The sequence below is a fragment of the Maribacter luteus genome, from assembly GCF_009674825.1.
Lineage (GTDB): Bacteria > Bacteroidota > Bacteroidia > Flavobacteriales > Flavobacteriaceae > Maribacter_A > Maribacter_A luteus.
This window is the reverse complement of record NZ_WKJH01000004.1, coordinates 242,676-258,207: the sequence shown is the minus strand read 5'-3', so window position 1 is coordinate 258,207 and position 15,532 is coordinate 242,676. Positions and strand designations below refer to the sequence as shown.

The following is a 15,532-nucleotide window of genomic DNA, read 5'->3' as shown; positions in this document are numbered from 1 at the left end:
CAATTGATATGGTTTACAATCAACTATATGGGGAAACCGCCTGCTTTATCTAACCGGCAGGGCAACGAATCCACGAATCTTCGAGACCACTCCCCTCCTATCCCTTCGACTTTGTTCAGGACAGGACTGATCTAAGGTTTAAGAACCTTTCCAATTGTCAATAAAAATAGTAACCAGCACCCTAAAATATGGACGCTCCATTCATCTATTGTTTTAGCCAAAGTTTTTTGAGGTCATTATTAAATAAAGAAACCATTAATGTTTTCTATTCTTCTGTAACCATTTACTGAATACTTTATTTTGTCCAGGAAGTATTTTATCCAAAAGCATAATTGATTCATTTACTTTGCTCAAATCTTTTAAATTACCGATTTTTTGTTTTAAAACATTCTGTTTTTGTTTATCTACTTCATTAACAAACCCTGTCATGTCATAATAATTTGACATTAAATATAAAATTTTTACATATTGATTAAAATCAAAAGAACTCCTTACTTTCTCCATATTTTCTATCATATCATCTAATAATACTTCTCTTGCTTCACCAATGTTTTTATAATGTGAACCAATGAAAAGAATGGTTATATGTTTATATGACTTATTATCATATTTTACTATCTTTTTTGATAAATTAATATAGGCTTCATCTTCAATAAATAATAAAATTTTAAAAGTGGATAAAGGATATAATTCAAAATATAATTGAAAATTGTTAAGGAAAAATCTAATATTTAAATAGTTAATTCCTTCAGATATTTTTTCAGAGTTTATTTGATATTTTTTTGAGAATAATTTTAATAAATCAAAGCTATATCTATTTATTGCTCCAATTAGTTCAGATAAATTTATAATATTAGTACTCATACCTTTTAATTCTTCATAAAATGTACCTGATTTAATAAGCTCATTCATTAATTCTAATCCTCTTATTTCATTTATTTTATGTAAAGAGTTGAAAAAATGACTAATTTCAGAAATATTAGACCTGTAAATCTTGGATAAAATTGAATTGTTATCAGAATCTTGTAGTAATTTTAGAGCTAAATTTTGTTCACCAAGATTAAACAGAAACGCGATTCCTTGTCTAAAGCCTGTTAAATTAGAATTATTGAAAAAATTGCAAATTTCATTATAATGAAAAAGTTCTTTTATATAGTCATTTCCTGTTGGTTTTAGATTTCTTCTATAACTAGCATAATAAAATGAAAACATTTCATTATTTAAGATTTTTTTCGAAATCTTACTTTCAAGAATGAGTTTTTTAAAATAATAATTAAATAATTCTGGTGCATAAATGGAAACACGATTAATAAAAACAAGAGTTTCATTTACATCACATTTAGAATAATATTTAAGCAAAATATTTTCAATTCCTTTATTTAAAAAGTCAGAATATTTTTTTCCTTTAGATAAGAAATGAGTTATTAAATGATGCGTATTATCAGGATATTCATCGTTTTTAAAAAATTTCAAATATTGTTTTAAGTTTGAATCAATGAAAGCTTCTAAAGTGTCGAACTTTTTATCAACTCTTTCGGTAGAATATTTATAATATGATTCTAAATATAAATTGGCTGTTTTTGAATGTTCAAAGTATAGAGTACTATTATATCTGAAAATAATACCATCTTTTTCTAATTTCAATGTCTCATTTTCAAATTTAGGGATTGTCTCAAATGGAATTTCAAAAGAGTATAATGACAGATAAATATTTAGACAATTTATTGTTTCTTTATTGAATTTAAGGTATTGTCTTTGATAGAATTCTTCCAGCATTCTTTCCTTACCAATTTTACTTAAAGTTTCCTCATTTTCCCATAATATTAAATATGCTTTTAAGGCAATTAAATTATCACCAACATGTTTAATTATCTTGGAATTATTGCCAACATAATATTGTCTTGAATTTTTGGATATATAATATTTTTTATATTTCTTAATTATGGTTTCAATTTTTTTGGACATCCTAATAACCCCTAAATCAAGAGATGAGTTCTTGAATTCATCAAAAAAATTTGAATTAAATGTGTTAGAGAAATCTAAATGGTTTGAAATATTTCTGGATAAAAACAAAAAGCATGAGGGAGAATTGTTGTTTGCAAAATAATATTTGATTTTTGAAGCGTTTTCAATGTCTAAATGACAATCATCTATGATGAATAGTATATTCTCATCACGCATATTATTAAGCGATTCAACTATTTCATTTGCACTAAACTTATGATATTTAAAGCTATGATAAAGTACAGCATAATTACTTTCTTTGAATTTTTGTGCAATTTTAAGTGCATAAACCGTTTTACCTATAGCAGGTTCGCCTTTTATTAATGCCGAATTATTGAGTATAAGTCTGCGAAATATCCTTTCTATTTCGTCTTGCTCTGCTTGAGTAAAGGCGACTAAATTGTTAGAAAATAATTCTGAAAAACTCTTATTAGTAACTTTATCTATACTTTGGAAAACAGGTAAATACCTTTTATTATATTCTTCAATATCAAAATATTTAGCTTTTCCTTCAGCTACAATTTTATACCAATTATCTCTATGCTTTCTTAATTCTTCTAACGAGTATTTATTTCCTTTAGGTTCTTTGTTATTGTAGTGTCCTGCTGCGCTGTGACAATCAAAACACAAAGGGATTGCATTTTCAAAACTATTATCATTAGAAATATAATAAGGTATAATGTGATGAACCTCTATATTTCTTCTTGCAGCTTTATGGCAAGCACAACAATGGCGTGCTGATGCAACTAAAGCTTGAACTTTTATTTTTGGTGAGAATCCCATAATAATATTAGGTATCTAAAATATGAAATTGTAGGTATAATAAATCATTCCGCACATATTATGCTTCCCTCCTACGTCATCGCAAAATTTCAGGAGCAACCCTTCTTCGCTTATCATCGGAACCATCCTCTTTTTTGGCTTAGGTCCTGGCTTAATAGCTTAAATTGGTGTCATGGTCTTTGATTTTAAATTAGATGTATAAATATATCCAATTCAAAAAGTAAAATTTTACAGATTTCCGTAATGAGGTTAAAAAAAGTGATAATTCTCCCCTTCCATATGGCAGCAAACAGGTAGTTATGCTAGTCCTTGTTGGGTTTTGAGACAAACCCACTTTCTGAGAGCACTTCCGTTTTCGCCGTATGGGCCTTAACCTCTTCTTTGGTAAACCAAGCATCGCGCAATTCCTTTTTGGAGAATAATGCCAACTGATCCCCATTATGGGGCGAATTTTTCTGGGTGGCATTACCATACGACAACAACACCTTGGCTTTTACTTCATCACCAAACTCTATGATACCTACCCAAGAATCGCCGCCACCCACAAACATATGGTTTTCATCCTTCCCTCCTGGCCATGCTACACGAAAAACGCCCATAGAACCTTCAATGCCATTGGCCGGTAGGTTCTTTCCGTTGTAGTTAATCCTATAAAAATCTCCCCAAGGGATATCCAATCGGCCGAATTTGCTCTTAATCTCCTGGGCTGATTGTTCCAAGAGTTGAACGGCGGTTGTTTGGTCAGCAAAACCATCTGGCGTCGTGTTGGGCTTATCCATACTCCATGGCTGCGCGTAATTCGAATTTTTCCTGACATTGAATTTCCTTGCCCAACTATAGAATAAGAGCATTCCTTTACTATCCGCATCAGCTTCACGGTCCCAATTTTCCAAAACAATTTTGGCCTCTTTTGCCTTTTCGGAACCCGAGGCATCTACGGCAGCAAATAAATCATCCAGAATTCTATCGGCGAATTCCAGACGGGTAGAGAGTTTGTACTCCACCAATTCATCAAATGTGATCGATTCGTCTTCTATTAACATCCTTGCCGAGCGTTGTGGTCTAAAAGCCATACTTTTTGGGGCCATATAACCCGGATAGTCATCAGGGTTCAAGGTCATGGGTATGGTACTTGTCCATGGTGGGTCGTTGGCGTTTTGAAGCCATCCGTTCGAAGGGTTCTTTACTTTTGGCAAATCTGCATAATCGTGTACCTCTGTCCATATATCGGCAGATTTTCCACCGGGAATTATACGGTTCCAATACGCCCAGGAATCTTCTGTCCGTTTGGGTACAAGACCATTGAAGAGATAGAAAATGCTTCCTGCCTTATCGGCATACATAACATTCCAAAATGGGATCTGTGCCATTTTCAAAGCGGTTTCAAACTCATCAAAACTAGAGCTATTGATCATCCTCCACCATTGCAATACCATGTTGGGCCGGTCTAGCCCAACCATGCGCAACGCCAGAACCTTACCTTCTTTACGATTTACAACAGGGCCATGTACGGTTTTTAGCAATGGTATTTCCTGTTCGACCAGGGATCCATCTTCTTGTTTTATTTTAATCGTTTTTTTAGTGCTTTCAAAGGCTTTTACCATCCCGTCTAGCAAGTAGCCATTTTCTTTTAATTCCAATTCATAGGTGTCCGCATTATCTATGGTGTTGTCTGTATGGCTCCAACCTAAATGTTCATTAAACCCAATGGCGATACCGGGGAAACCCACTAAAGTACTTCCGTACATGTTTTTACCATCTAGGTTAAGGTGGGATTCAAAAAATAGAAATTCTCGCCACCAAGGTAAGTGTGGATTCTGCACCAACATAGCATTACCTGAAGAAGATCGTTTTGGGGCGATAGCATAGGTATTGCTTCCCATGTCTGGCCATTGTTGTATACGCCCTAAATCGCTGCCTCCGATAAACCGTGTAAAAACAACATACATAAGGTGCATGTTTATATCCTTTGTCGTTAAGGGCAAAACTATTTTGTTTTTTTCATCCAAGGCCTCCGGATGGGCTTTAGCATAGGCATTTAGGCCTGCAACAAAAGAGCTGAAAATTATTTTGGTTTCTGGGTCTTGTTCCTTTTCCCACTGATCGGCCAATGCTTCGAACCCTAACGTATGGATCAGCATATCGTTCTCAAGTTTTGTACTGCCCCAATATTCAGAACCCTTGCCCCTGGAACTACCATAGAGTTCCAGGATCAAATTGGCATGATTGTGCATCTGTGCCCAACCTTGGGCATAAAACAGATCTTTGATATTGTCCGATGTAATATGGGGCACGCCCCAAGTATCCCATGAAATTTGGGTTTCGGAATTTGATTTTTGAGCGTAGGAATCAGTAAAGAACAGAAGGACAAGTGAAGCAATAATTAGATGGATTTTCATGATGTAATGTTCGTTTGGTGGTGGTTAATTCCGTTTAAGGAATAGGAAATCAATGAATTACCCAAACAAGTTACTACATTTCTGTTCTTTCTACAAACGGTAAAGATATACCAGAGTGAAGTTTTGGTAAAGCCCCATACCAAATAGGTGGGCTGAAGAAGTAATCACCCCTTTCGCCCACCTATTCCTTTGGTCATAAGGTTCCCTTGTTAATTGAGCCAACCTCCCCCAAGGGCCCGATAAAGCTGAATCACGGCTTGCAATTCCTGTTGTTTGTCGGTGGCACCTTACAATACCGTACCATTGTCTAACCAACGTTGCAAAAGGGCCTCGTTATGGGAAATAGCTACAAGGTGAAATTTAGTAAAACGCTTAAAAACACGGGATTCTTTGAGTGTTTCCATACAAACGGCAACTGGGGCAAGATAGTTGGAATGGATCAGAAACAGTTCCCCTTCGCGTTTTAAAAGATAGCCCACATGACCTTCGTCAAAACCTATGAAATAGAGTCCTTCTTTCGTTAAGCCATTGATTTCCTCCAATGCTTTTTCCGGGGTATCTTGAACGATCTGTTTTATTTCGGAGCCGCAACTTATCATTTTTGCTTCGTCAAAAGGTGATTTTTGAGCCAATTTATAACGGTTGAGGTTGATGCCCATATCACGCAAAGTGGTCGATATAAAATAACCGCAAGCAATTTTTCCTTGGTTGGGAATCGTGGTATGGCCCCCAAAACTCCAAGGGGTGCCGTACCAGTGAGGTATGATCTTATCTACTAATTGATTGGTAAAAGCTGTTTTGATGTTGTCAAAAGAAATAGTGCCCATACGAAGATCTTCCTTTAAACGTAAACGAAGTTGATCGGCATTTACCTTGGTACTGGCGTAAGATGCAACGATACTGTCCAAATCGGTTTTATAGATGTAGTTCGGGCTAACATTAATACTATTGATTTCTTTTAAGGGTAAGGGTTTTTCTGTAGCAACCCCATGATTTACCACCTTATCGATTTTAGGTGGAGGATCATTCAGTAACCCTAAAGTAAGTAGTAAAGAAAAAAACAATATGTAACTTTTTAAAGATTTGGGAATCGTACTCTTTGGTTGGAACGTATTAAGTAAGAGGAAATTACATTGAAAATGTTAAATTTTTGTTTTATTTTGATTGTTCCCTTTAGATAGTAAGGTTCACTGCCCACCACACTTCGTAATCCCTAGGTATTAAAGGTCTGTAACTTTGAAAACCTTGATCGGCAATTTTGAGCCCGATAATTTCATTTTTTTCATCGCGGATATAACTTATAAAAATAAAGGAATGTCCGTAAGGATCGAGTTTTTTGACATTTGCACCTTGCACTACTTGTTCGTAGTCTTCTTTATATCGCCAAACTTGGATGAGTGCCCCAGGTCTTAATTCGCCACTCCATATTCCGGCTGTGTCTACCAAATTACCCATTCCGGCATATGCAATGGCACCCGCATTGCCCCTACCCCTATATTTTTCTGGAAGGTTTCGCCATTCCGGGGTTGGACTAGAAGCGGAATCGTAAAGCAAATTGAATACTTGTTTTGGAGTATTTAATTTTGTTGCCATGCTATCCGGTAGGTCCAGATAGGGTAAATGTCCATGGACTTGTTTATACGCTTGCTCAAAACGACCTTTACTTACCGCAAGGCAATGACCTCCGGGCTCTTTATTGTCGCTTGCCAGATAATTGGCTACTATCTTTTCGGCCACTGGGCTTTTAACGTCCATTGTATTGGTATTCGAAATTTCTTCCTCTGAAATAGGTTGGGATACCATTTCGTTTTCCTCTGTACCCAAATCAACGAGAGTCAATGAATCGATAGTATGGGCCAATATGGGGGCATTTTGACCTGTTATTTGGCTAATACGTTCATGGTTTTGAATATCTATTTCCTCTTTCGTAGCCCCTGTATTACTATTATTGCCAATATCTAATGTGGTATTTTGAATAGGGTTCGAAGCGATTATTTCCTCCTTATTCATTTTGGTCGATGAACAACCTAATAAAAAAAGGCCAACGAATGTGGAGTAAGTAAAAGACTTTTTCAGTACCATTTTCAAAGCGATGCCCTTATTATTTAAACGTAACCCAATTTTTCAGATTTTATTCTCAATGCCTATCAGTTGATTCAATAGAATTGACCAACTTTCTAAAGGCCGTTGCAAAGGTAACACAATTACCTCCGTTTTTTCATGAGCATAGGCAATGGGAACCTCGGCAAGACCTTATGTTTTTATGTCATACCAGAAACAGAAGTCAACCATCTACAATCTCGGAATACGCTACATGTAGAAAATTAGTGTATAAAATTTTGGCTGGTTGATGCCATGGCACTTTTACGTTTACAAACTACTTAATCTAATACTCCGTTTTATCCTCTTTTTTCTCCCATTCTTGAAAAGGTGTTATCGCCATTTCCGGAAGTAATTGCTCAAATGGGATACTTCTTTCCTTATAGGGCAATGGTATCTCTTTATAGATAAAGGCATCATCAAAACCAATATTGGCAGCATCTGTCTGGTTACTGCCAAAGTATACTTTATCTGGTCGGGCCCAATAAATAGCTCCCAAGCACATAGGGCATGGTTCGCAAGACGTATAGATCTCACAACCTTCCAATTGAAAAGAATCAAGGTTTTTGCACGCATCCCTGATAGCTATAACTTCTGCATGGGCCGTAGGGTCGTTGGTAGATGTTACTTTGTTGTTACCTCTTCCGATGATTTTTCCATCTTTGACAATTACACAACCAAATGGTCCTCCTTCGTTGTTTTGCATTCCTTTTAAGGCTGCATTTACAGCCTCTTGCATAAACTTTTCCTTGATCATCTTAAATTTATTTTAATAGGATAAAAAGTACTTTCTCGTTTACATAAAAAAAGCTCATCTAGAGCGATGGGCTTTTTTAAAACTTTTTATAAAATTAAGGTATACATTTAAATCTGCCCTATCTTTTTCTTCTTTTCTTATCACTTAATGTAGATGTACAATATAGGCATCACTCCTCCCCTTTTTTTATTAAATAGAGTGTTGTATCATGATGTAAGAAAGGTACATGGCCTATTATAAGTGGTTATATGCTCTTTGGATGGATATTATTTCTCCCTTCCAAATAAGTAGCCGTAAAACATACCGACAAAAACTACGCCTCCTACAATATTACCTAAAGTAGCGGGAATCAGGTTTTTAATGACAAATGTTTCCCAAGTGATTTGGGCACCTTCGAAAATGGCCAATGGAATAAAAAACATATTGGCGATACTGTGTTCAAAACCCATCGCCACAAAGGCCATTACCGGCAACCAGATGGCGAATATTTTCCCTGTCGTATCTTTTGCCGCCATTCCTTGCCATACGGCCAAGCACACTAACCAATTGGCGCCGATACCCTTTATGAACGTCACTAAAAAAGTATGACTGGTTTTTCCAATGGCTATACTGAATACCGAATCTATAAATGGGGAGTTGTGTACAATGTGCGTTAAATGTGTAATTACGTAGGCTACGAAAACAGCTCCGATAAAATTCCCGAAATATACCAATCCCCAATTTTTCAGTACTGCGCCTACCCCTTGTTTTTTATTGATGACATTGGGAATAAAGTAGGCATTGTTCCCTGTGAACAGTTCGGCACCTACCACGACTACAAGTATAAGGCCTATGGGAAAGGTAGCTCCGAAAAGAAACTTGGTGATACCTGGGTTTTCCGCAGCAATACCGGGTGATCCACCACCGACTATGATGGCTAAAAGTCCGCCAAAGGCAATATAAGCTCCTGCCAAGAAAGCCAACATTAAGGTTTTATTTGCCTGGTAACTTCCTTTTTTAAGGGCTAGTTTATTTACTATGGTTATGACTTCTTGAGGGTTGTTCATGTGTAATGGCTATGCTGTTTTCTACAACACTTAATTTATTTTTACTTCTTTAAAGTAGTTTTTCAATATTTCCGAAGCGGCATTTATTTCTTCCTCCGTGTTTTCACGGGCATCTTTTAATTGATATTCCCAACCCAAGGTTTCCCATTTATGAATGCCCAATTTATGATAGGGTTGAATCTCAATCTTTTCAATGGTTTTGTAATCTTTGAAATATTGCCCCATGGCATGCAAAAGCTCGGGTTTATTGGTAATATCGGGAATCAAAACATAGCGCAACCACATGGCTTTTCCTGAGGCTTCCCTGTGTTTTGCAAATGTGAAAGTGGTTTCTTTATTCCGCATTCCTGTCAAAAACTCGTACCCATCTTCTGTCATGTGCTTTATATCCAACATGACCAGATCTGCATATTCATCTAGCAATTCCTTCGTGAAATGATTCAATACCCTGCCATTGGTATCGATATTGGTGTGGATGCCTTCTTCTTTTAAACGTTTAAAGAACGGAACCAATTCTTTGGACTGTAGTAAAGGTTCCCCACCTGAAACGGTAACCCCACCTTTTTTGCCAAAATATGGTTTCATCTTCAAAGCCATACCTACCAATTCCTCAATCTGGTATTCTGTTCCTCCTGAGGTTTGAATGGTGTCCGGATTATGGCAATACAGGCATTTAAGTTTACATCCCTGTAAGAAAACGACCATGCGAATTCCCGGCCCGTCATGCGTTCCGAACGATTCTATGGAATGTACCCTTAATGTGTTATCTAGATTTTTGATATGGCAGTTATTTATATTGAGCATTTGGGAAAAGAAGCTTTATGCTTCTGATCCCAAATGCGTTCAATGCAAATATTAAAAAAATTACATGGATTCGTGGAAAGAACGTGTAATAACTTCCATTTGCTGCTCTTTGGTCAAACGAACAAAGTTGACAGCATAACCAGATACACGAATGGTCAATTGTGGGTATTCCCCTGGATTTTCCATAGCATCCAACAATGTTTCCTTGTTTAGGACATTCACGTTCAAATGCTGTGCATTTCTAGAGAAATATCCATCAAGGGTCGTTGCTAGGTTGTCTATCCTATCCTGTTCCGATGAACCTAAGGATTTAGGAACAATGGAGAATGTATTCGAAATACCGTCCAAAGAATCTTTATAGTCGATTTTGGATACGGAGTTCAATGAAGCGATGGCTCCGTTCTTATCGCGACCGTGCATTGGGTTGGCTCCTGGAGCAAAAGGTATACCATGTGCCCTACCATCGGGAGTTGCCCCTGTTTTCTTACCATAAGAAACATTGGATGTAATGGTTAAAACAGACATGGTTGGTTCTGCATTTTTGTAAACCGGTAGTTGTTTTAGTTCGTTGTTGAAATCAGCTACCGCTTGTCTTGCCAATAGATCCACCCTATCGTCATCATTTCCATAACATGGGAATTCACCTTCGATTTTAAAATCGACAGTTAACCCTTCCTCATTCCTAATAGGTTTTACTTTGGCATGTTTTATAGCAGAAAGTGAATCGGCAACAATGGATAAACCTGCTATACCATATGCAAGGTTGATGCTCGGATTGGTATCTATCAAAGCCATTTGGGCCTTTTCATAATAGTACTTATCATGCATGTAGTGAATAATGTTCATAGAGTCATTATAAACACGTGCAACTTCTTTCATGGCGATCTTAAAGTTGGCCATTACTTTATCGAAATCCAAATACTCATCAGTATACTCAGGAATACCATCAACAACTTGTTGTCCGGTAAACTCACAACGTCCGCCATTAAGTGCCAATAATAACGTTTTGGCAAGGTTGGTACGTGCACCGAAGAACTGTATGGATTTCCCTAATTCTTGGTAAGATACACAACATGCGATCCCATAATCATCAGAACCGCGATTCTCACGCATTAAATTATCATTTTCAAACTGAATGGAAGATGTGTCGATGGAAACCTTGGCACAATAGTCCTTAAAGTTCTGTGGTAAGGATTCTGACCAAAGAATAGTAATGTTAGGTTCGGGTGAAGGGCCTAAATTATATAAGGTGTTCAAGAAACGGAAAGATGTTTTGGTCACTTTACTTCTTCCGTCTGCCAACATACCTCCGATTGCTTCGGTAACCCAAGTTGGGTCCCCGGCGAATATCTCGTCATAAGCTCCCATTCTTAAGTGGCGGACCATACGTAATTTCATTACGAATTGGTCAATATATTCCTGGGCTTCCACCTCGGTGATCAAACCTTCCTCTAAATCTTTCTCAATAAAAATATCAAGGAAAGTAGATACATTACCCAATGACATTGCAGCGCCATCTTGAGACTTAACAGCGGCTAAATAAGCCATGTAAGTCCATTGTACGGCTTCTTGTGCATTTTGGGCAGGACGGGCCAAATCCAAATCGTATTTGGCTCCTAATTCGATCATTTCCTTAAGCGCCTTGATCTGCTCAGCTACCTCTTCACGTAAACGGATTACGGCATCGCTCATAGGGCCTGTAATATTTTCCAAGTCCGCTTTTTTGGATTCGATCAAGAAATTGATTCCATATAACGCTACACGGCGATAATCACCAATGATCCTTCCCCTTGCATAGTTGTCAGGTAATCCTGTTAAGAAACCTAAAGAACGGAATTTTTTGATTTCCGAAGTATAGGCATCAAATACGCCATCGTTATGCGTTTTAACGTATTTAGAGAATAAATTCGTTAAACTTTTATTGGGTTCAAGCCCTTGTTCAGACAATGCTTTTTGAACCACTTTGAATCCGCCGAACGGTTTCATGGTCCTTTTTAGCAGCTCATCTGTTTGAAGCCCTACGATTACTTCATTTTCTTTATCTATATAACCGGCCTCAAAAGCACTTACGGTAGAGATCGTTTCCGTATCTACAGAACGAACACCATTGTTTTGTCTTTCTTCTTGTGTTGCTTCTTTACAAATTTCCCAAAGTCTTTGGGTTCTTTCACTTGGTCCTACTAAAAAATCGTGGGTTCCATGATAAGGGGTAATGTTGTTGAATACAAAATCCCTTACGTTGACACTCTCTGTCCAAACTCCGCTTTTTAATTGTTTTACTTCCACATCAATCTGTTTAATATTCTGTTTTTGAATGATTGTTTAACAGCTCCAAAATTATGACTTATGAAACCGGATAAAACTGACAAATGTCATTAAATGCCCTTTTATACGGGGGTTTACGGCGGAAGCGTCTAAAATCAAGAGGTGCGGAAATAAAATATTTTTCACTTTTTTTAGGGAGGGATAATATAGAATAGTTTAGCGGTAATTTTGCATATGGAGTTAAAGGGATATGACATGGAAAACATTGTAAATTTTTCTAAAAACGGCCTATTTTTTCCCTTTATGAAGTGGAATTGTTTTTTTATTGAAGGATATATTTGTCGAATTCATTAAAATGAACCATCAAAAAAAAGGCGAAATGTTTTAATTCAGGTTTATAATTTCGGCACCTTTCTATGTTTAGTTCCTTGTTCATAGGAATAAGACAGTCGGATCAAATTAGGTTCATCGTACATTCTGCCTAAAAATTGCAATCCCGCAGGAAGGTTTTCACTGGTATATCCCATCGGAACGGTAAAAGCGGGTTGACCGGTATGTGGACTTACAACTTGATTGTTATCTCCTTTGTACTCCTCTGAAAACAAATTGATCTTTGCAGGTGGGTGGTTCCATGAAGGGTAAACAATGGCATCCAAGTTTAAGGAATCCATTACCTTTTCAATCGCTTCGCGGTATGCAACACGGCGAATATCGGTATACGCATCTAAACAAGGTATTTCAGAATCTTCCCATCTTCCACTATTGGCCGCATTGCGTTTCACCCTTTCTTTAGCGAACTCGGAATTACTGCCGATACGTATAATGTCCTCTATGGTCTTTATAGTGTCGTTTTTTACATATTCGGTTAGGTAATCTTCCAGATCTTCGGTGAATGTGGCACACCATTGATTTTGCCTTAAAGCCTCAAAATCAGGAATGGTTATGGGGTCAATAACCGTTGCACCCAGTGTGTCTAAATCTGAAAGGGCCTGCCCGAACAAAGCTTTTATTTCTGGGTGTGGGTCGTTATCGCTCAAAGTCCTCAATACGCCAATCCTAGCGTTTTTTAATCCATCCTTTCTTAAGTATTGGGTGTAATTCCCGGGTATTTTTCCTTTTGAATAGGTGGTGATGGAATCATTTGGGTCATAACCTGCCATGACTTCCAATAATTTGGTCGCATCTTCTACGGTCCTGCCCATGGGTCCAACCACATCGTTTCTTAAATAAAGGGGTACGATGGCACTTCTGCTTATAAGTCCCAAAGTGGTACGAAAACCCACTAGGGCGCAATGTGAAGAAGGGCCTCTAATAGAATTCCCGGTGTCAGTGCCCAATCCTATGGTACCGAAATTTGCTGCAACGGAAGCTGCCGTACCTCCACTTGAACCCGCAGGCACATGGGCTATATTATATGGGTTTCTGGTCGTACCGAAAGTAGAACTTTCAGTATGCATGGGGCTAAAGGCCCATTCGGCCATATTGGTCTTGGCAATGATGATGGCTCCTGCACCAACAAGTTTTTTAATTATAAAGGCGTCTTCTTGGGGAATAAAATCCTTTAAGGCCAATGCACCTGCCGTGGTCGGGAGTCCTGCTGTATTGATGTTGTCCTTTACAAGGATCGGAATACCGTGCAAAGGTCTTAGTTTTCCTGTTTCCAAAAATTCATCGTCCAATGCTTGCGCAATTTCGATTGCCTTAGGATTTACGGCCGTTATGGAATTTATGACCGTATCCAATAATCGAATTCGGTTTAAATAAGCCTGTACTAATTGTACACTTGTAAAATCGTTTTGTTCATACCCATTATGGATTTTAGAAATGGTCAATTCCGAAATATCAAGAGGATTTGTGGTTTTTGGTTCTTCTTTACATCCTATGCAAGCTAAGAATAGTATAAGGAAGGGATATAGGTTTTTCGGTATACTCATATTCTGAATTTCACTCGTTTAAATCTTAAATTGGCACTCAAGTTGGATTAAGTTAATGATTTCCAATTTTTTTTTCACATTATGATACTGATTTATAGTTGTTATTATAAAATGAGTATTTCAAAGGTTTGGTATTAAGGAATATTTGTTGAATGTATCTTTTTTTTATCAATTTATAATGGAAGGTTTTACCTGAAAGGTGTTAAAGGTTCAGCACCATTATCCTTGATATATGTTTAGAAATTTATCTGCTTGCCAATGATTCTTATTAAAATGAAAAAATTCAGGGATACCTTGCTATGGCTCCCTGAATCAATATCGATACCAATGGTTTTACTTTTGTACGATCGGTTCTTGACTTACCGAAACTTGTCTTGTTTTATTGGATTTCTTCTTTTTTAGACCGAAGAACGGCCTTATAAACCAAATCCTACGAATAAGTAACCCGTACAACAAATAGCAACCGGCAAAGGTGAATACCGTAATGGCAAAAAATTGCATTAAGGGATCGATCTTCACAGGCAAGATGAGCAAGGCCCCTAAATACAGTACGAACATGTGTATGATGTAAACGGGATATGCGGCCTGACTTAAATAGTTCAGTAATTTACTTGGACGGTTCATGTAATGGTGTACCAGGCCAAAGATGCCGAAAATCCAACAATTTGATTCCAAGGCCATTAAATATCCTGGTGCTTCCGTATTGAATTCAAAATATCGAATAATGTACAATATCAGCGCTAGTGTTAGATAACCCCATTTCCATTTTTTTACGGTTCTCCAGAAATTATTGCCACTGTAAACGAATAGGTAACCGAAGAAGAATGCCAAAGCCCCTAAGAAGAAACCATGCCAGGTTTCTGCATAAAGCGAATAGATCTGGGGATTTACAAGTACCGCTTCCAACATAAAGAAAATAGAGATCAATAGAGGTCCGACAGGATTCGACATCACTTTATCAAGGATATTCTTTAACCTTTTGTTTCCCCGATGTTTTAATATGTAGAAAACCGGTAGAAAAAGCAGCACGTAGACAAAGATATTGCCCAGGAACCATAGGTGGCCTGCATGCGGATAATAACCCAACGGCAGGTTGTAGAATTTTTGGAAAATGAACATATGCAGGGGAGCAATAGCCAAGAATCCAAAAACAAATGGTAATAAGATACGCTGAGTACGTTCACCTATGAGTTGTTTCCAGTTGCGTTTACGCATGGCAAAGAAGAGCCCCATACCCGATACGAAGAATAGGATAGGTATGCGCCAAACGTTAAGCATGGTCATCGGTACCCATAATTCCTCTACCGATTTTTCACTTTTAATAAACCCTACGAACATGGCCCAGGGTTGAAAAACGATGGCGATATGGTAGATCAAGAGCAAGGCTATGGAAATGACCCGTAGCCAATCAATGTCGTTTCGTCGTGCTGATTTCATTGT

At 37.4% G+C, this 15,532-nt stretch carries 10 protein-coding genes; all 10 read right to left on the bottom strand.

Annotated features, from left to right (window positions below):
* Nucleotides 1-255: 255 nt before the first annotated feature.
* Nucleotides 256-2,787, bottom strand: a complete 2,532-nt coding sequence (locus GJ691_RS07875; RefSeq protein WP_154365562.1) for an HNH endonuclease — start codon at nucleotides 2,785-2,787, stop codon at nucleotides 256-258.
* Nucleotides 2,788-3,089: 302 nt separating this feature from the next.
* Nucleotides 3,090-5,186 carry an acylase gene (locus GJ691_RS07870; protein ID WP_154365560.1) on the bottom strand — a complete coding sequence of 699 codons (2,097 nt, stop codon included), beginning with the start codon at nucleotides 5,184-5,186 and terminating at the stop codon, nucleotides 3,090-3,092.
* A 287-nt stretch (nucleotides 5,187-5,473) separates the two neighbouring features.
* Entirely contained in the window at nucleotides 5,474-6,250 is a 777-nt protein-coding gene (locus tag GJ691_RS07865) for a hypothetical protein (RefSeq protein ID WP_154365558.1), read from the bottom strand.
* Between the two features lie 109 nt (nucleotides 6,251-6,359).
* Complete coding sequence (locus GJ691_RS07860) at nucleotides 6,360-7,196, bottom strand: hypothetical protein (protein ID WP_154365555.1); 837 nt, start codon at nucleotides 7,194-7,196, stop codon at nucleotides 6,360-6,362.
* Nucleotides 7,197-7,572: 376 nt separating this feature from the next.
* Entirely contained in the window at nucleotides 7,573-8,043 is a 471-nt protein-coding gene (locus GJ691_RS07855) for a nucleoside deaminase (RefSeq protein ID WP_154365553.1), read from the bottom strand.
* Nucleotides 8,044-8,309: 266 nt separating this feature from the next.
* Nucleotides 8,310-9,089, bottom strand: coding sequence for a formate/nitrite transporter family protein (locus GJ691_RS07850; protein ID WP_154365551.1), 780 nt, complete (start codon nucleotides 9,087-9,089; stop codon nucleotides 8,310-8,312).
* A 30-nt stretch (nucleotides 9,090-9,119) separates the two neighbouring features.
* Nucleotides 9,120-9,893, bottom strand: a complete 774-nt coding sequence (gene pflA, locus GJ691_RS07845; protein WP_154365549.1) for a pyruvate formate-lyase-activating protein — start codon at nucleotides 9,891-9,893, stop codon at nucleotides 9,120-9,122.
* A 60-nt stretch (nucleotides 9,894-9,953) separates the two neighbouring features.
* Entirely contained in the window at nucleotides 9,954-12,179 is a 2,226-nt protein-coding gene (pflB, locus tag GJ691_RS07840) for a formate C-acetyltransferase (RefSeq protein WP_179955062.1), read from the bottom strand.
* A 374-nt stretch (nucleotides 12,180-12,553) separates the two neighbouring features.
* Nucleotides 12,554-14,092, bottom strand: coding sequence for an amidase (locus GJ691_RS07835; protein WP_154365547.1), 1,539 nt, complete (start codon nucleotides 14,090-14,092; stop codon nucleotides 12,554-12,556).
* Between the two features lie 333 nt (nucleotides 14,093-14,425).
* A complete protein-coding gene (locus GJ691_RS07830) occupies nucleotides 14,426-15,529 on the bottom strand; it encodes an acyltransferase family protein (protein ID WP_154365545.1) in 1,104 nt (367 codons plus the stop codon).
* Nucleotides 15,530-15,532 lie beyond the last annotated feature (3 nt).